At 64.7% G+C, this 18202-nt stretch carries 15 protein-coding genes; 7 read left to right on the top strand and 8 right to left on the bottom strand.

Annotated elements, in window-relative coordinates; translation table 11 throughout:
- Positions 1–8: 8 nt before the first annotated feature.
- From DBO33_RS25525 to DBO33_RS25510, 4 genes are all read right to left on the bottom strand, one after another.
- Entirely contained in the window at positions 9–4430 is a 4422-nt protein-coding gene (locus tag DBO33_RS25525; protein ID WP_107657321.1) for a caspase, EACC1-associated type, read from the bottom strand.
- Positions 4427–4813, bottom strand: a complete 387-nt coding sequence (locus tag DBO33_RS25520; protein WP_107657320.1) for an effector-associated constant component EACC1 — start codon at positions 4811–4813, stop codon at positions 4427–4429. Before DBO33_RS25520 ends, DBO33_RS25525 begins: the two co-directional genes overlap by 4 nt.
- A 292-nt stretch (positions 4814–5105) precedes the next feature.
- A complete protein-coding gene (locus tag DBO33_RS25515) occupies positions 5106–5612 on the bottom strand; it encodes a hypothetical protein (RefSeq protein ID WP_159080504.1) in 507 nt (168 codons plus the stop codon).
- A gap of 239 nt (positions 5613–5851) precedes the next feature.
- Positions 5852–6742 carry a hypothetical protein gene (locus DBO33_RS25510; protein WP_159080503.1) on the bottom strand — a complete coding sequence of 297 codons (891 nt, stop codon included), beginning with the start codon at positions 6740–6742 and terminating at the stop codon, positions 5852–5854.
- 301 nt (positions 6743–7043) lie between these two features.
- Between DBO33_RS25510 and DBO33_RS25505 the strand changes: the two genes are divergently transcribed.
- Both DBO33_RS25505 and DBO33_RS25500 read left to right on the top strand, forming a co-directional pair.
- The gene (locus DBO33_RS25505) at positions 7044–7517 is read left to right on the top strand and encodes a GNAT family N-acetyltransferase (protein ID WP_107660587.1); all 474 of its coding nucleotides are present in this window, start codon (positions 7044–7046) and stop codon (positions 7515–7517) included.
- A 147-nt stretch (positions 7518–7664) separates the two neighbouring features.
- Positions 7665–8528, top strand: coding sequence for an alpha/beta fold hydrolase (locus DBO33_RS25500; RefSeq protein ID WP_107657317.1), 864 nt, complete (start codon positions 7665–7667; stop codon positions 8526–8528).
- Between the two features lie 9 nt (positions 8529–8537).
- On the opposite strand, the gene DBO33_RS25495 is transcribed toward DBO33_RS25500, so the two are convergent.
- Positions 8538–9398 (bottom strand): haloalkane dehalogenase, encoded by an 861-nt coding sequence (locus tag DBO33_RS25495; protein WP_107657316.1) that lies wholly within the window; start codon positions 9396–9398, stop codon positions 8538–8540.
- A 398-nt stretch (positions 9399–9796) separates the two neighbouring features.
- Between DBO33_RS25495 and DBO33_RS25490 the strand changes: the two genes are divergently transcribed.
- The 3 genes from DBO33_RS25490 to DBO33_RS25480 all read left to right on the top strand — a co-directional run bounded on the left by DBO33_RS25490 (position 9797) and on the right by DBO33_RS25480 (position 13693).
- Positions 9797–10930: a hypothetical protein gene (locus DBO33_RS25490; RefSeq protein ID WP_159080502.1), complete on the top strand. Its 1134-nt coding sequence runs from the start codon at positions 9797–9799 to the stop codon at positions 10928–10930.
- 607 nt (positions 10931–11537) lie between these two features.
- Positions 11538–12521: an alpha/beta hydrolase family protein gene (locus DBO33_RS25485; RefSeq protein WP_107660586.1), complete on the top strand. Its 984-nt coding sequence runs from the start codon at positions 11538–11540 to the stop codon at positions 12519–12521.
- Between the two features lie 14 nt (positions 12522–12535).
- Entirely contained in the window at positions 12536–13693 is a 1158-nt protein-coding gene (locus DBO33_RS25480) for an NAD(P)/FAD-dependent oxidoreductase (RefSeq protein ID WP_107657314.1), read from the top strand.
- A 21-nt stretch (positions 13694–13714) separates the two neighbouring features.
- On the opposite strand, the gene DBO33_RS25475 is transcribed toward DBO33_RS25480, so the two are convergent.
- The 3 genes from DBO33_RS25475 to DBO33_RS25465 form a co-directional block, all read right to left on the bottom strand.
- The gene (locus tag DBO33_RS25475) at positions 13715–14593 is read right to left on the bottom strand and encodes a PaaX family transcriptional regulator C-terminal domain-containing protein (protein ID WP_199856758.1); all 879 of its coding nucleotides are present in this window, start codon (positions 14591–14593) and stop codon (positions 13715–13717) included.
- Between the two features lie 103 nt (positions 14594–14696).
- Positions 14697–15098 carry a DUF4232 domain-containing protein gene (locus tag DBO33_RS25470; protein WP_159080500.1) on the bottom strand — a complete coding sequence of 134 codons (402 nt, stop codon included), beginning with the start codon at positions 15096–15098 and terminating at the stop codon, positions 14697–14699.
- Positions 15099–15768: 670 nt separating this feature from the next.
- Positions 15769–17130, bottom strand: a complete 1362-nt coding sequence (locus tag DBO33_RS25465) for a carotenoid oxygenase family protein (protein WP_107657312.1) — start codon at positions 17128–17130, stop codon at positions 15769–15771.
- Here DBO33_RS25465 and DBO33_RS44465 point away from each other — a divergent pair.
- Together DBO33_RS44465 and DBO33_RS25455 are read left to right on the top strand one after the other, a co-directional pair.
- Positions 17104–17757 carry a restriction endonuclease fold toxin gene (locus tag DBO33_RS44465; protein ID WP_107657311.1) on the top strand — a complete coding sequence of 218 codons (654 nt, stop codon included), beginning with the start codon at positions 17104–17106 and terminating at the stop codon, positions 17755–17757. The genes DBO33_RS25465 and DBO33_RS44465 overlap by 27 nt on opposite strands.
- 18 nt (positions 17758–17775) lie before the next feature.
- Positions 17776–18165: an Imm7 family immunity protein gene (locus DBO33_RS25455; protein WP_107657310.1), complete on the top strand. Its 390-nt coding sequence runs from the start codon at positions 17776–17778 to the stop codon at positions 18163–18165.
- Positions 18166–18202: the final 37 nt, after the last annotated feature.

Below are 18202 nucleotides of genomic sequence, written 5' to 3'. Positions count from 1 at the left end.
CGGGGCGGTTACCCGCAGACGTTGTCGTAGGGCAGGTTCGGCGCGTAGTGCTGCCAGATCCGGTCCGAGACAGCGGATCCAAGCCGAGCGCAGGCTGCTGTCACTGGATCGATCAGTGTTCGGGTGGCTCCGCGGACATCCCAGATACGGACGTTGCGCGGGTCGCGCGAGACGAGCAGGCCGTCGGGCCGAAGCCGCAGGGCGGTCACGGTGCCGAGGTGGCCGGGGAGCCCGAAGGTGCTCTCCAGGTTGTCGGTCGGCGACAGAATCAGATCGCGCCCTGAGGCCGTGGCGAAGATGCGGCCGTCCGCACTGAAGGCGGGGGATCCTGTCTTATCCGGCACGGCCTTTCGTAGTTTCGGCACGGTGGGATCGGTCAGATCGAACAGTTCGGTGCCCTGCTCGTCACCGATTCGCCCGGTGCGGAACAGCACTCGGCCGTCGGGGCTCAATGCCAGACTCGCCGCATCTCCAGGCAGTTGCGCGCGAAGCTTCGGCTGGTTGCGTCCGCTGACGTCCCAGAGTTCGGTGCCCGTCGCCGCGACGGTGGCGGCGAGCATCCGGCCGTCCGGCGACAGGGTGTAACTTGGCGGGTTCCAACCTGCGGTGACGATGTCGGCGACCGGCTTGGTGTGTGCCGGGTCGCTGATATCCCACACTTGAACGATGCGTTGCAGCTGATTGTTCTCACGCTCTACCGCGAGTCTCTTCCCCGCGTGGTCCATCCGCACGGTCATGGTGTGGGTGTTCGGGAACGTCATGCCGATCATCGAGTTCGTCGCGGCCGTCCCGACCAGCACCGGGTTGGCCGGATAGATGAGCGACCACAGCGAGGTCGATCCGTCGCCGTTGCGCACCGCGGCGAGATGACCGTCGCGGGCGATGCTCACATGCGCAGTTCGCTCAGCGTGCTGCGGGATTCGCCCGACCACCGCGGGACGGGCCGGATCGGTGAGACGCCAGATCGCCAGTGTTCCAGGGTCGTCCAGTGATACCGGCCCTTCGTCGACGATCAGCGTCATACCGTCCGGGCTGAGATATCCGTCGTCACCGCGGGCTTCGAATTCTTTGTCGACCACGACTCCGGTGCCGCTCTCGACGTTCCACAGCGCCACCTCCCCGCCGAGCCCGCCGGACACCAGCGAGCGGCCGTTCGCGGAATAGGCCAGTGCTCGGATCTGTCCCGCCAGCTCCGTGCCGAGGCTGCGGATCACGTGCGGATGCAGCGGATCGCGGACGTCCCAAAGCTGTACGCCCGCACCGCTTCCCCCCATGGTCAAGGTGTGCCCGGACGGGCTGAACTCTGCCCGAGTGGCACTGGGTTCGATCAGTGCGATGCGGTGCGCGTCGGCGAGTGTGCTGACCGCCTTCGGCCGCGCGCGGTCAGTGAGGTCGATGAGTGTCACGGCGGCGCCGCGTCCGCCGATCGCGACGAGACGGTTGTCGGGGCTGAACGACGCGAAGTCCCGCGTTCCGCCGGTGACCATCGTGAACTGTGCCGGATCGGTGTCCACCGACAGCGCGGTCGAAACGTTCGCCAGCCGAATAGGATTGCCGAGATCACTGGTGTCCCACAGCGCGAGTCCCGCGTCGTCGGCGGTGACGAGCAGCGAATTGTCCTTACTGAACCCGAGCATCAGGCCCGGACTGTCCAATCGCGCACCCTCGGTGATCTGCTCTCCGATACGGACGAGAGTCGTCACGGATTTGTCGCCGGCCGAGACGATCCGCACACCCGTCGTCCCGTCGGGGGAGACCGCCCCGATGCCGCCCCCGCCGTCGACGTGATCGAGCGCTGGGTGCGCCGGATCGCTGACGTCCCACCACCACACATTGCGTTCGCGCTGGTCTACCGGCCTGCTCCGGTCGTATTCGTTGCCGAAAACCACGAGCTTGCGGCCGGTCGCGTCGAACCGCAGTTCGTGCACCTGCCTGACCTTCAGCCTGCCGATCGCGGTATCGCTCAACTCATGTCCCTCGATCCGCCACAGCGCTACCTGACCGGTTTCGTCGGCGGCGGCCAATAGCCTGCCGTCGGGACTGAGGGCGACCTCCTCGACGGCGTCGTAGCCCTCTGTGAGGTCGGGCATGGTGACCCTACCGCCGAAGGGACTGCTGATCAGCGCCCTGGCCAATACCGCATGATTCTTGTCGGTCGGCGATCGCCGTGCCGCGGCGAGTAGAAAGCTCAGCGCCGCGCGGGGGTTGGTGTCGGCATACGACTTACCGAGTAGCTGCAACTGCTGGACCGCTGCGTCGTTCGCACTCGCGGTGGCTTTGGCCTGGTGGTCGAATGCCAGCGTGGCGCCCGCCACCGAGAACACGGTGAGCAACACCAACGACATGATGGTGGCGAACTTCAGCCTGGTGGTGAACCGCTGCCTGCGCGCACTCGCGTCGAGGTACTCCCGCTCCGGTTTACTGAGCCGAATCGGCCTGGTGCGCAACAGCAATGCCGTATCCAGCGCAGGCCCGGACAGCAGCAGGGCGGGATGACGTTTGCGCTCGCTCCATTCCGTGGCCCGGCTCCGGACCCGCTGCCACTCCCGGGTCGCCGCCCCATGCTGAGCGATCCAATCGCGCAGCTGGTCCCAGGCCTCGAGCACGGCATCGTGAATGAGGAACACCGTGCCTCGGTCGGCCTGATCGCATCGGTGGACACGATGGTTCCCACCGCCGACCCCGATCAGCCGGGCTCGGACAAAGGCATCGAGCACGGTCGCGCCGGTCGCATCGAGCTCGAGTTCTGCCAGCTCGACGACTCGGCTCGTCGTCCGGACGTTGCCGTCCACCGTCAGCAAGGCCAGAAACAGCTGGCGCGCTTCCTCTTTGCCGTTCTCGTCGAGCCCGTCGTAGACGGCCTCGGCGGTCTTGGCCACCGCCTTATCGATGCGGCCCGCGCGGATATAGTCGGCCACGGTGAGCACCCGATCCCTGCGCTCCCGCCAGGTGGCCGCCAGCGCATGCGACAGCAGCGGCAGGACCTCCACCGAACGGTCGGCGCGCGGTGCGGCGTCGGACAGGATGACCTCGACGAGGTCGTCCGCCACCACGAGTCCCGCCAGGATCGCGGGCTCGGTGATCACCGCCCTCAGGTCTTTGAGCGACATCGGCGCCACCTCCACGGCGGCCCTGGCCGCCGGGCCGAGCATCGGATAGCGCAGGCAGCGCCCCAGGAAATCGGAACGGACACAGACCACGGTCAGTCGAGCCACCCGGGCCAGTCGCGTCAGTGTCTCGATGAACTCGTCGGCGTCCGCAAGATGATGGGCGAACACGTCCTCGAACTGGTCGACCAGCACGGCAATGGGCGTAGCGGTGCAGGTTTCGTTCAGTAGAGTGGCGTCGGCGAGCAGCTCGGTGACGGCTTCGCGGGAGATCCGCAGGGCCTTGGCCAGGCTGCTGCGGAGCGCGTCCAGCGGATCTGCGCCCGGGGTCAGCGCGACCTGGCGCCAGGTCTCCGAGCCCGGCAGCTCGTCGCCCACGTCGAGCAGCGGCAGCAGCCCGGCGCCGAGCACGGAGGACTTTCCGACGCCCGACGCGCCCGTCAGCACCACCAGATCCGTCGCGCGATCGGCGATGGTGCGGGCTAACGCCGCGACGGTCGCCGTGCGCCCGAAAAACATTGGTGCGTCGCCTTTTTCATAGGCGAACAGTCCGCGATATGGGTTGATGCCGTCGGTGGCCGCCGTGTCGGCGGGGTCCTCCTGTTCGGGACGCTTGTGCGCGTGGTTTTCCGCGACGACGAGTCGGCTCGCGTTACCACGGAATTCGATCACAGGTCGGCATGGTGACGACTTATTTTCTGACAGTGCGCGATCCAGCAGGTCGGTCAGTCGGCCGAGCGTCGTCAACGGTGGGCCGTCCGGATCCCCGGCGGCCAGTGTCGCCAACAGTGCGCCGGTGAACACGGTGTGCGGTGCACCCGCCTGATACAGCGCGGGCTCGAACTGCGTTGCCGACACCAGCAGCAGGCCGTTGTCGACGCGGGAATCCAGCCGGGCCAGCCCGGAATAGCAGCAGTCGAGCACCACAATCATCGTGCGCGCCGTCGACTGGGCCAGCACCGCTGGGATCGCGGCGAACTCCAATGCCTCACTCGCAGCTCGGTTCTTGGTGATGTCCGTCGTGGCCGCGGTGGCGAGGAACAGCTCGTTATCGCGTTTCAGTCCATGCCCGACGTAATAGATCAGCAGTACGTCGGTGGCCTCGGCGGCGGTGGCCCGGAGGTGGGCGTAAAAGGCGACCGGATCGGGCGGATCGAGGACGACTCGGATGTGCTCCGGCCGAATCTGGCACGAGTCCCGCAGCCGCTGTTCGAGATCCCGCAGCGACGTTGCCACGGCAGGCACGTCCGGTAACTTGGCGCTCGGCGTGTGTCCGGATCCGATGAGCAGTACGCGTGTTCCTGCACCGCTCAACCCGGTCATGGCTGCGGGTCGTCGGCGTCCGGCGGCTCGAGTCGGCTGACCGCGTCCGCGAGTTCGCGAGCCAGCGCCGCATGGTCGTGCCCCTTGATTCGCCTGCCCGACAAGACGACTTCTGTTTTGCTGTCGGTGCGCACGATCTTCAGATCGAGGTCGGTGGTGCGATAGCGCAGATAGGAGATCACCGCGGTCACAAGCAGGGCCAGCGTCTGTGGTTCCAGCGCGATCCGCACTGCCTCCAGCACGGGACCCAAGGTCCCCGGTGGCGCGGGACGCTCGACCAGGGCGACCCGGCCGCGCCACCGCGCATCGTTCAGTAGCTCTTTGTCGAACTCCTGCAGCGCATCTGCGCCGTCCGGTCCAACCGACTCAACGAGGACGTCCATCGCTTCTTCCCTCCGCCCGCCGACAACAAGGATGTCGCAAGCCGGTCGCGGACGTTACGAACTCCCCGAATCCTTTATCAGCCGGTAACTTTCGCCGATCGTCGGCGGAAATCCGGCGGGTCGGTATCTCTCGCACCGGCGCCGGTGTGGCAACGCGGCCGCTGCGCCCTGTCGACCTCTAACCTCGAGGGTCTGCCAGGCGCGTGGACATCGTCAACGGTTGTGCGGACGGAAGGCATGGGCGCCATGTTTCGCCAGCGCCTCTGAGGCGATTGTTCTCGACCGGTGATGGCTATTTCTTCAGCCCCTCCAAGGCTCGCTGGGCTTGGTTTCTGGCGATTGTGCCGAGCGCATCCATATCTAGCGAGGGCTCGCCGTGCTGGCGCAGGATGGGGATTCGTACTCGCACCGAAACATTGCTGTCCTGCACACCTACGACGTAGTCGGTTCCCATTGTGTGGCTGGAATCCGATACCACGGTGTGCCAGTAACCCTGGGCGCCGATGCCGGTGATGTCGCCGAAGTTCGACCCGGATCCGTTGGTGTCCTTGTGTTTCCATTGGTTGTAGGCCGGATCGGCTCCGGTCGCGGTGAACTCGACGCTGAGGTCGATGGCCGCTTGATTCCAGTGGGTGCCGTCGCCGGCGAGACTTTTGTAGCTGAATTGGCAGGACAGGCGACCAGGGGCGCGGGCGCTCGGTGCGGTTTCGTGATGGTAGGGCGGTTGATCCGGGGTGGACGACCACTTGTGCAGCGGGGTGGGGTCTACCAGGTCGCACGCGTTGGAGATCCCGTTCATCGAATAGATTCCCGGTGCGGGTTCTGGGCGCGGGGTTGTAGTCGTGGATGATGTTGTCGGCGCGCTCGACGAGGCCGTCGCAGCGGGGGACTGGTTGCCATCGTTGCCGGCGATGTTGATGCCGATCACCGCGCCAGCGCCCAGCGCTACGACAAGCACCGCGGCACCCGCCGCGACCATAACTGGCTTACCGGGGGAAGGGTGCTGCGGTGTGAGAGGTTGGGGTGGCGGCGGAGCGGTCATTTTTGTTGCAGTCCGTCCAGTATTTTGCGGGCTTGAGACCTCGCGACCGCATCGAGTTCGTCCCTGTCTACTGCCGGGGATTCCTTTTCACGTGAGAGGTCGATGGTTACCTGCACCGCGACGCCGCCGTCCCATACGCACACGAAGTGTTTGGAGTCCACGATGCCACCGAAGTTATCGGCTTCGAACTGCCAGTAGCCTTGCGTGCCGACTCCGGTGAACTCTCCGGACGCCACCACCGATCCGTCGTCGGCGAGGTCGGCGGCGGTGCGTTTCCAATAGTCGTACCGGCGTGCCGCCGAACCGTCCGTGACATCGGCCCGGACGCTGATCTCGGCAAGATTCATCGGAAATCTGTCACCGGCCGAATTGCCGTAGTAGACACTGCAGCGCAGGACACCGAATGTGCCGGACTGCGGAGTTTTCTCCTGGTCGGGATCGAGTCGCGGTGCGGACGCCCACTTGGTCAATGGCGTCGGATCGACCAGGTCGCATGCGTTGGTGATGCCGCTCATCGAATAGGTGATCGGTCCCTGTCGTGTCGTAGGCGAGGCGTCGGTGGGCATACCGAAGCTGTCTCGGCCCTTGGCGACGAAACCGATTGCGACGCCGATCGACAGCATCACCACTAATGCGACGACTCCAGCGACGATCAGCAGCGGTTTGCCGAGGCCGGCCGACGGTGACGGATACGCCGGTGGTTGTTGTGGTGGCCGATGTCCCTGACTGCCGTGCTGGTGCTGGCCGGACGCTGTAGCGGACATACGAGAGTGGACGCTCGAATCCAGGCCCGCCCAGCCGTCTGTCGGCGGATCCGGTTGTCGCGCAGCAGAATCAGTGCTGCCCGCGCTCGGCTGATCGCTGGATTCGCGCGGCGGATCAGTCATGCCTAGAACCCCTCCCGGGCTCGGACGGGGCCGCCCCACGCCAAGTCGTGAACTCAGCCACAGATTCTAACCACTCTGTCCTGCATTCTGGGGGGAGCGGTGGGGACATGAGTTCCGTTGGCGGGCAGCGCTACAGCGCGGAGCGCGCCGCAAACGGTTGTGACCTGCTCAATCTGGCTGTCCTGGACAGGTGGGAACCCACGCCCAGAAATCGATCGGCTCGGCGTCGATCGCCGGTTATGGTGCGGGACACCGCAAATTTGGGTGACCACGAACCCCGACCAACGTCATGATGGCACGCATGCTCGTTCGCCCCGCCATCGCTACCGATCTGGACACCATCGCCACTCTGCTGACCGAGTCCTGGAGTAGCACAACCGTGATCGCCCACGGCACCAGCTACGATGCCTCTCAGCTACCGGCCCTGCTAGCCGAACGAGACGGCCGCCCCGTCGGCTTGCTGACCTACACCCTGGGAAGCGACAGCCTCGAGATCGTCACCCTGGACGCGAGCGAACAGCACATTGGAATCGGCACCGCCCTGTTCAGCGCGGCCGTCGAGTGTGCACGCGAGGCCGGCGCTCGACGGGTCTGGCTGGTCACCACCAACGACAACCTCGACGCCCTGCGCTTCTATCAACGCCGTGGCATGCGGATCAGCGCAGTAACGCCCGGCGCCGTGGACAGCGCCCGCACCCGCAAATCCAGCATTCCCGATATCGGTAACTATGGCATCGAGATCCATGACGAATTGATCCTGGAAATGATGATCTGACCTGCTCGATTCAATGGCCCCACGTCAGGAGTTCCGTCTCGCCTGGGCGAGACGCATGTCGGCTTGTGCGGATACTCTGCGCCGCAGCGGATCTCACCGGTGAGCCCGGTATGAGCGGTCGGTGCTCGACGGTGAGACCATGGTTCGGTGTTCGACAGCTTCGAGGAGTGGGACGTCTCGGTTGGTGACTCCGTGACCATTCATGGGAAGAGCGGGGGCCAGGGGCCGGCGGTCGTGTTGTTGCACGGACACCCCCGGACCCACACCACTTGGTACCGAGTGGCCCCGCAGCTTGCCCTGGCGGGTTTCACCGTCGTGTGTCCCGACCTGCGCGGATACGGCCGGTCATCCAAACCCGTACCCGACGAAAGGCACGAGGTCTACTGCGACCGCACCATGGCAGCCGACATCGTCGCCCTGATGCGCAGTCTGGGTCATCATCGATTCGCCGTGGTAGGCCACGACCGCGGCAGTTACGTCGCCTACCGAACCGCCCTCGATCACCCCGACTCCGTAACACGCCTTGTCGTCTTGGACAGTGTGCCGATCCTCGAGGCACTCGAACGCGCCGACGCCCGGTTCGCAACCAAATGGTGGCACTGGTTCTTCTTCGGCACCGCCCCGCACGCCGAGCGTGTGATCACGGCCAACCCCCTCGCCTGGTACCGCCCCGACGAGAACACCATGGGACACGAGAACTACCGCGATATGACACGCGCGGTCAGCGATCCGGCCACCGTGCGCGCCATGCTGGAGGACTATCGAGCCGGACTGACCATCGATCGCACAAACGACGAGGCGGACCGAGCAGCACGACGCACCATCACCTGCGACACCTTGGTCGCCTGGTCCACCAGGGACGACATGGAAGATCTCTACGGCGACCCCGCCGACATCTGGCGATCCTGGGTGAGCGGCGAGTTGACCTCTGCGCGCATCGAATCCGGTCACCACATGGCCGAGGAAAACCCGGCTCAACTCGCCGAAACCCTTATCCGATTCCTCCAATAGGTGCCACGGTTACGGGAATCGCTTTGCGATCGCCGCTGCGATCGCGTCCGATGCATGTTCCTGAATGAAGTGCCGGGCGTGTGGCAGCTCGACCACGTCGAGATCGGTGAAGGCGGCCCTCATCCGCGGGATGCAGTGGTTCGGGCGGAACACCATGTCCCGCATGCCCCATACCAGCAGGGTTGGCTTGTCGCCGAGCAGGGCGGGCACGTCTTGGGCGAGCTGGTCCAGCAGCGGGCGCGCGGCACGAATTTCTTTGGGCATCATGGCGAGTCCGCGCCGGGCTTCCGCAGTCTGCTGCACCGCGCGGTAGTGGTCGGCCTCGGCCGCAGTGAGTGTGTGCCTCAGCTCTGCGAGCAGGACGCGCTCGACGAGGAAATTCTGTTCCAGTATCCGCCGCTGCATCGGACGGCTGCTCATGATCGCGCTGAAAGCCCGATTAGCCAACGCTTCGATCGGCCAGAACACGGTGTTGCCCAGCACGATTCCCCGTACCCGGTCCGCGCGCGGCGTGACCGCGCCCAGACCGATGGGTCCACCCCAATCGTGTCCCATCACAACGAAGTCGTCGAGTTGCAGGTGATCGATCAGCTCGCCGAGGACCGCGGTGTGCTCGGCGATGGTGTAGCCGAAACGCGCAGGGCGTTCGGACAATCCGAAACCCAGGTAGTCGACGGCGATGCACCGGTACTGGTCGCGCAGGTCCTTCACGATGTTGCGGTAGAGGAAACTCCACGCCGGAGCACCGTGACAGAACAGGATGGCCGGTCCGGTGCCCTCATCGATGTAATGAACCCGGCCGGCAGACGAGTCGAACCAGCGCGACTCGAATGGGTACAGATCCCCGTCGGGAACAAAGTCGATCATCATCAGGCCCCTCCCTCTGGCGCGAGGCTACATGCGGTCCACCGGGGTGCGGTAGACCCCGCCAGGAGACCGCTGAACAGGCCCGCGGTTCCGGTGAGTTTCAACCGCGCTGTAGGCGGCAAGCGCAGACATTCTGCGCCGCAACCGATCTCGCCTCCGTCTATGCCGCTCACCGGCATAGACTGCCGCTCGAATACCATTCGTCCGGCTCGTCGTGCTGCTGCGGCGCGGTGAGGGTGGTAGCGAGTTGACCGTGGCGGGGGCGGCGAGCCGATCGGCGGAACGCGGGTCGGTGGCCCGATTGGGGCGTGCTCACCATCGACATGCTCGGTTGTCCGGGAGCGCAAGGACGGTGGTTTAGGGGGCATGTGGATGCGATGCGGTGCGGCTAACTTACCCGCATGTCGAGTGTGAAATCTGCGGTGCGCAAGGATGTGATCCGCTCGGCCTGGGTCGCCTTCGCCGCCGCGGTGATGTTCAATCACGCAGGAGGTCGGAGGCGGCCTCGGTTCACCTGGGCAGTGATCGCATTGGCCGGCGTCCTCGTATCCTCTTGCGGCAGCGCGATCGATCCGGCGCACGCCAAGGCGGCAAGGGATGTTGAATCCATACTCGGCCAGATGCCGGGGGTGCACCGGACTTCGATTACGATCGGCGACAACTTCTCCGGGTTGGTCGTGCTGACCGAGGAAGCATCGGTCGACCAAATCAACACAGTGATCAAAACATTCCACGATTGGACAGCAGCCGCTCCAGAACTCCAGGGGTTGCGGGCAGATATCGAAGTCCGACGACGCGATGAGAAAAGCTCGTTCAAAGTCGGAAAACACGGGTTCGCTACCGCGGCGGACCATACTGCCCAATGGCATGCCCTGAGCCACGCCTTTCCCGAAGACGAGCTGCGCTGGACCTACCAGTGGTCCACCCACCTACGGCGGGGTTACGGGCCCGACGACACGATCTCGGAGGGGGCCGACGGGGTCGGCGACATTGCACTGAACCTCGATCACGCGGGCGAATTCAAGGTGGTAGGCGATGCGTATCGACGCTTGATGCGGGACTTCCCTGAACTTTCGAACGCCGCATGGCAGATCAAGACCTCAGCCCCCGAGAGCGGGCTCCTGCAGATAGGCCACCGGTACCCGACCGAACTCGAGTTGTCCGTCTGGGATCGCCTGAACGCCGACCAAAACCCAGCCCACAAGGTGCTGATGCACTTGAAATCCACCCCATCGAGAGAACCGGCATGGCCTGACGTGATCGAGCGGCTCCAGTCGCGAGACTTCCAAGACGCGAAAATGCTTGCTGAGAAACACATTCCGATCGTCGCGGAGCTGCTTGCCCAGTTTCCCGCCACGACGGAGCTGGGATCGCGCGGCGTCTCCTACCTGGCTTCTTCAGACCCCCGCGATAGCCTCGCGAGCTATCACCACGACCGGGGCCTGCGTATCACCCTCGGCAATTGCCACATCGGCGACGACCCGCCCACTCCGGCTGAACTGCCACTGGTGAAGCGGTATGGAGTGACGTGCTGATCGACTGGTGCCCGCACCGCTATTTCCGCTAGATCCGCCCCTTGTCACGAGCGCGAGTTTGGGAAGTGTTGTCAGCCAACGGGTTTGGATGGCTGACCAACGCGCGCCGCGGCGTTGTGGTGCGTTGTCCAAGGTGACTGCGGGCTACCGGCGAAGCGCGATGTCGATTTCGTTGTCGTCATCACCGTAGAAGGCACCGTTGGGCAAGAAGCCGAGCTTTCGTAGAACGGGCCCGTGCTGATGTCGGCGACGGTGCGCGCGGTGATACGGCGCAGGCTGATCTTTGATCTCCCTCGGCCGGCGGGCGCTGCGGTGTGCATGCGCCTGCTGCTGATCGGGAGCTGTTCTGAACGGCTGAGCGCTCTGGGTAGCTGACATGCTGGAGGTTATAACGCACGAACTATGTACGATCGTTTCTGATACGTTAGATACATGGATAGGTCAGGTGGTGCATTGTCTTCCCCTGCGGGGTCTTCGGCCCGGGGCGCCGCGGGCAGGCCTCGGCGGTGGCTACGTCGTACGTCTGGCCCTTATACACATCTGACGCTGCCGACGATATGCAGGGTGTGTGTCTTCTGGAGTGCTGTCCTCATCCAACGCAAACNGCGTGGTGGCGTTGGTGGTGGGCGCGGGCGGGTGGGTGATCTACGCGAACGACTTCGCCATCCGGCAGGAGGAGTTGACGATTCCCGGGTCTACCCAGCCGTTGAAAGCGACTTTGGCGCTGCCCGAGCACGGGAAAGGGCCTTACGGCCTGGTTGTGTTCGTGCATGGGGACGGGCCTGCCAATGCCAGCCGGGACTCGTTCTACGAACCGATTTGGGAGTCGTTCGCCAAGGCCGGGTACGCGTCGCTGTCCTGGAACAAGCCGGGAGTCGATGGGGCGCCGGGCAATTGGCTCGATCAGAGCATGTACGATCGGGCGGCCGAGGCCGAGGCGGCTATTGCGTGGGCGCGTCAGCGCGATGATATCGATCCGCGCCGGATCGGTATGTGGGGGATCAGTCAGGGTGGGTGGGTCGTGCCTGAGGTGGCGGCGAAACTTCCTGATCTACAGTTCGTGGTTCTTGTTGGCGCGGCGGTGAATTGGTTGCGGCAAGGGGAGTACAACCTGCTCGCCGAGCTGCGGCACCGAGGCGCTTCTCAGGCCGATATCGCCGCTGCTCTCGATCGCCGCAACGCCGGTTTGCGGGCGCTACGCGAGAACGCCACCTATGAGCAATATCTTGCCGCCCAACACGATTCGGACCCGATGTCGGAAGATCGCTGGAACTTCGTTCAACGGAACTATCGCTCCGACGTGACCGCGGTTCTGCCGCAAGTGAAGGTGCCGGTGCTGCTGGTGCTGGGCGATGACGATCTCAATGTCGACGTCGACGAGACCGAACGCGTCTACCGCGAGATCCTTCCGCCGCAACAGCTCACGGTGCAGCGCTATCCGAACGCCTCGCACAACATCGTCAAGGCCGGCTTCGACAATGACCAGGACTGGCGGGCGGCGGTGGTGGCGCTATTCGCGCCACGCAAGCTGTACGCACCCGGCTATCTGGATTCCTTGCGTGAGTACGCCGGGAACCAAGTGGTCCGCTGAACAGAGCGTGAGATATGGTCGTGCACCCAGCTGGGATCGCCACCCCGTCAACGCCGACGTGGCACCCGGGCATCGATCACCGCTGCGGGATCGACGCCGTCCGGCAGCGCAGTCCGCACACGCGAGACCTCGAACAGGCAGCGACCGGCGTCATTGTCATAGGAGCGGGCGTGCTGGGAGCTGCCATCGCGTATGCCTTGGCGCGCAACAGCATTCACGTAACCTGTATTGACCTCGAGGTTCGCGGTTCGGGAGTGACCGGTAGCGCGTTCGGGTGGATCGGTACTACGCGCACCGGCAGCGGCTCCGACCTGCACCGCGATGCGATCGCTGACTTCCGCGCGCTGGACGCGGATCTCGAAGGCGCGCTATCGGTCTCGTGGGCAGGGTCGCTCACCTGGTTCCGAACGCCGGAAAACACCGAATCGTTCGTGCGAACACGGCAGGAACTGGGATTCCCGATCGAGGCCGTCGATGCCGAAGGCTTCACACGTCTGGAGCCCACTTTGGGTAGCCGACCGGACATCGCGGCGTACGCGCCGCACGAAGGTGCTGTCGCACCGGGACGAATGCGCCGAACCCTGCTGGCCGCTGCCCGAGATCTCGGTGCCCGGGTCGTGGAGGCCGCCGTCTCCGAAATCGCGGTCGGGAACGACGGTCGGGCACAGGTCATCTCCGATGCCGGCGTCTTCCCTGCGCGATATGTGGTGCTGGCGAACGGGCTCGGTGTCCCACGGCTGGCCGCGCAGGTGGGAACCGTGCTTGCGGTCGAGTCCGCACCGGCGATCCGATACACCTTCCGAACCCGTGCGCAGCTGTCGCGACGAGTCCTGTCCGGTCCGGACTACGAGATCCGGCCTTGGCATCGGGGAACGTATCTGGGTGCGGAGAGCTACACGGCGACGGAAGATCCGTATCGACCCGTGCTGCGGGTGCACCGGGCACTCGACGCCATCCGCCGCGATTTCGGCCTGCGAAATTTCCTGGAGCTGATGGATTTTCGCGTCGGCTTCCGAGCGATGCCCACTGCCGGCCGGACCTATCTGGGCACCCTGCGCACCGCCCCTCAGGTGCTGGTCGCCTGCATGAATTCTGGAGTCACCCTGGCACCTGCCGCTGCTCGCCGGGTGCTGGACCACATCATCGGCGCCGCCGAGCTCGCTGCGATCTGATCTTCGCTGAACAGTCCCGAACTACGACGCGTGAGCGGAATCGATAGCCGCGCCGGTGACCTTCGAATACCAGCGGAACAATCGAAAAGGTTGCGCGGGTTCGGATTTGAGAAGTTCTGCCCAGCAGGCCGCTACCGCCGCGCGCGCGGCCGTGCCGACCCACGGCTGAGGAAGCAGCTGGGGTGGCAGCAGAGGATCCGGCTCCATGGCGTGGGTGAACTCCGCGGCCAATGCGACGGCGATCGTCAGATGCCGGACGTGCGAGTATTCCCGTAGCTCCTGCAAATACTGCTCAGCGGACTCCAGCAGCCGCCGGTGACCGTCGGCGATGCGGTCGAGCGGCCATAACTGCTCGGCAATATCGCGTGGCGCGACATGTCGGCCGATGGCCAGGTCGGTGCTTGTCAGCGTGGTGATGTGGTCGGAAACGCCCAGTGTTGTTGCGGCGGAACGGATTCGATCCTCCCACGGATTCGCCGAAACGTAGAGGCCGCCCTGAATCGGCGCGCCACCGAGCCGCAGGATGGTGTCGCGCATGGAATCGCGGGCATGCCGCGCGGATTCAGGAACGCCGAACGCCACCAGGTGCCAGCGCCCGTCCCAAGAAACCTCGCCACGATCCTGGGCGTACATGTAACGCACGAAATCGAGATCGGGTTCGAGACTGTTGCGGGTCAGCTCCGTCGCGCGCAGCACGGCCTTGCGCCCGCGACCCTCCTGAACGAACCTGCCCTCCGCCACGAGCCGCTTGATGCAGAGCCGGACCTGTTGATCGCTCATGCTGAGTGCATTGGCGACGTCGTAGAGTTCGCCGGCAGCGATCGTCGCGTCCTCGCGAACCAGACTCTCCACCAGGGTGCGGGTGGAGATGTCGGTGTCATGGAACTGGCCCTCGCCCACATTCGCCCCTGCTCTGCGTGCCGACGAGCTACAGCTATCGTATCTCGTACGTTCGATTGCGTGTCGATCGTCTACTATACGGTAGACGTGTCCGCAGCTGCGCCTACATCGGTGTGATCGCCCGGACGACGAGCATGCGCTGTGGGCTCGGGCAGATCAGGTTGTCCCAAGGTAGCCACAGCGATTCGGTGTTGTCGGGCGGGTAGACGCGCAGGGTGTTGGTGCGCAGGGCCGCGCATTCGTTGATCTGCTTGGGATAGGAGATGAACTCGAATTGCGCCGCGCCGTCCGGTGGAAGCGTGACCGGGGCGGGCTTGGGTGCCTGTGGGCCTTGGTCCCGAACTGCGGGCTCGCCTACCGGCTCACCGGTGGGGCCGTTGGTTTGCGAGATACCCGGGAATCCTTGCAGGACACAGGTTCGTGAGCTGGAGTTGATGAATCTCAGGAACCAGGTCCCGCCCACCGGGCCGCCGACTCCCTTGTCCAGGCGAAGTTGAGCGGTCACGCATTTCGGGGGAGCGGTGTCGGCGGGAGTCGTCGGGTCTGCGACGGCGGTTCTGGTCGCGGGTACGGCGGGGGGTTTCGGGGGGCCGCCCCCCGGGGCCCCCCCGGCGCCCGCCTTCGCCCCCCGCCCGCCGAGCCAAGCACCCCCCGCCACTTCCAGCGTTCGGTCCGGCGCGTTTCACCCAAGGCAGCTGGATACGGACCGCGATACNTGGGTGGGCTGCCCGGGTTGTGCTGAAGGTATCGGGGTTCGGGTGGGCGGCGGCCCGGGTGTCGAGTTCAGGTTGCAACCGCTGGCGGTGATGACGACGCCCACCGCGAAGCCGGCGACGATCAGTGGCTTGATCCGCATGAGATTCCCTCGAGTTCGATACTGCGACCGTTCGGTATACAAGCTGCACATCGAGGTGTGCCAGTTCCCGTTACCTACTGCGATCGGCAAGGATCTGGGTAATAAGCTGCAAGTCAACGCCATTCGCCGTAGCTCTGTCCGATACTGCCTGCTCCAGCCACCTTCGGGCAAAGTGTTAACACCGAGCGCTGCAACTCGCGCCCCAGAAAGTGGGGGCCGTCAGAAGTCCTGAGCCGCGCAGGTCGCAGCCGATTCTCAGTCCCCGCCATCGTCGGCACTCCGGGATCTGAAGCCTGCCGGAATCCTCTGGTCCGCACGATCAACGGCCAGCTCGTTCACTGCGGCTGGCCTGCGATCTCGGGAGCCAGGTGCCGTGGAAGCCGTTGGGTACGCGTACCGGGAGGCGAACCTCGGCGAGGGGGTCGCTGGTCAGGTCGGTGGCGTCGATGATGGTCAGGGAGCTGGCGTTGGTGGTGCGATTGTGGACGAAGGTCAGCAGGTATCCGTCGTCGGCGCCGGTGCGAGGCACGAATACTGCTTCGCCGCAGGTGTTTCCGGCGGGTAGTCGGAAGGTTTGCCGTGTGGCTCCGAGCGTCAAGTCGTATTTGTGGATCTGGGAATGCGACGGTTGTGCGGCCAAGGAGAAGCTTGTCACGTAGCCGAATCGGTGGGGTAGTCCGACGTCGGCGTCGGCGATGCGCGGGTACTCGATATCGGCGTCGTCGAGGGGTTCTTCGGTGACTGCGCCGGTCTCGAGGTGCAGGATCCATCGGTGCAACCTCGGGAGTCCGCCGCCGACATCGCCGGGGCCGTTGCGCCACAGGGTTGGTACGCGGCAGCCGATGACGGTGATCGTGGTTCCCGCGTCGAACGCGTTCATCGTGTGCCACATGAAGCAGGGTTCGACATCGAACCAGCGCACGCTGCCGCCCTGGCGTGGCATGACACCGAATCGCGCGCCGTGCGTGTCGTCCCACCGCCACGGCAGCCCGGCGGCAGCGGCGGCCAGGTCGAAGACGACGGGCAGGTCCAGGAAGATCACCGACGACGCGGTGATCGCGAAGTCGTGCATCAGGGTGGCACGCGGAACGGGAATCTGCTGTGCTTGCAACAATTTTCCCGTTGCAGATGCTCGGTAGTAGGTCAGGAATGGTGGTCGCAGCCTGGTCCCGAAGAACAGCAGTTCTCCGGTTGTCGGGCAGATCTTGGGGTGGGCGGTCATGGGTGTGTCCAGCGCGTTGCAGAAGGTGAACGGTCCCACAGTGTCGAGGTCGGGGGTGATCTCGTAGGGGAAGCCGCCCTCCTCGAGTGCCAGCAATCGCCCGGCGTGGGACACGACGTGGGTGTTCGCCGTCGTGACTCGGAAATCCATTGTGCCGCTGGCGGAGTCGAAGGCCAGCTCGAACCGGGACTTCCCGGGATTCGCCCACAACGGAGTTCGCACGTACCTGTTGCGATACCAAACCGCCCGGCCCTGCTCGAGTGACACCGCGTGGACCATGCCGTCCCCGGCGAAATAGTGCGGCGATGTTCCGGTGCGCGGATTCGGACCGTTGCGCAGGAACACACCGTCGAGGTCGGCCGGGATCGCGCCGATCACCTCGGCCGGTACCGCCGTCAACTCGTCCACCACCGGGGCGTTGTTGCCCGCCAAATGCAAAGGTCCATCGGTCTGTGTCATGACTGTCCTCCCGCTGCACGCTCCAGGATGCAGCGGCAATTCGCCCAGAAACAGTCTTGTTCTTCCCGAGGCCGTCAGCCGGTCGGAACATGCGCAGGTCACAGAATGAACTTGCCGCAACCCCGTCCACGGCCGGCGGTACAGAGCACTCGTGGCTCCACGTGGGACTCGCCCGAGCGACCGGATCCGCGCGTTGATCAGAGTCGTCACGGAGCGGTTGATCGAATTGTCGGGCGGTCGTCGACGAGTTGCTCAGCGCATCGCCGCACGGCACGCTTTCACCGACGATCCGCAGTTCGCCGCAGCCGACTGTCGCGCGACCCTGACGCGGACAAGGTAGCCGATCGGATCGGTGATGAATCGCAGGTGAAGTTCGGCAATGATCCGAGTGGGCGAGAGTTCGATGCGGTCAGCAACGAGTTCATCGGGCAGGCGAAACCCGGCGGGCAGCAACTCGGTTCGGCATTCAGGAATCAAGGCAAAGAATCCTTCGAAGCGGCTCGAGCGACTGGCCGAAAAGTGTACTACCATTTCGACGGAGAGCCCGGTCAGGGAGTGATCGACAAATTGTATGAGTACTCGGCGCGATACGGAGTCGATGTAGTGATCGACACCGCTCCGTTCTGATCAGGCAAGGAGAGTGAAATGTTCGAGTACCACGGTTGGCTCACTGTCCAACACGATGTCGAGTACGATGACCAGGCTCGCAGCGCAGCCGTGTATGCGGCGGTGGAAGCTCGCTTGGCGGAGTTCGATACCGGGTCCGGGCTCGTGGACCTTCGGCGAGTCAACGGTGAGATCCAGTTGCATTTCGCCGGATATAAGAACCATCCGCACTGGAGTGCGGTAGAAGGATTCAAGGAGATCGGGGCAATAGCGCCAGGTTCCTATGGCACGCTATGGATCCGGAACGACGAAGACCCCGAGAAGTATAATGAATTCCAGGTAATAGTAATGAGACGCGGGCAGGTATCCGTGGAGACGGACACCCTACTTTCTCCTTGCGTGCCGGTAATTGAGAACGAAGACGGATAGAACGCGAGAAGCGTCCGGTAGCGGTCGCGGCCACGCA

It is taken from the genome of Nocardia suismassiliense, assembly GCF_900269665.1.
Lineage (GTDB): Bacteria > Actinomycetota > Actinomycetes > Mycobacteriales > Mycobacteriaceae > Nocardia > Nocardia suismassiliense.
This window is presented reverse-complemented; position numbering and strand designations above follow the sequence as displayed.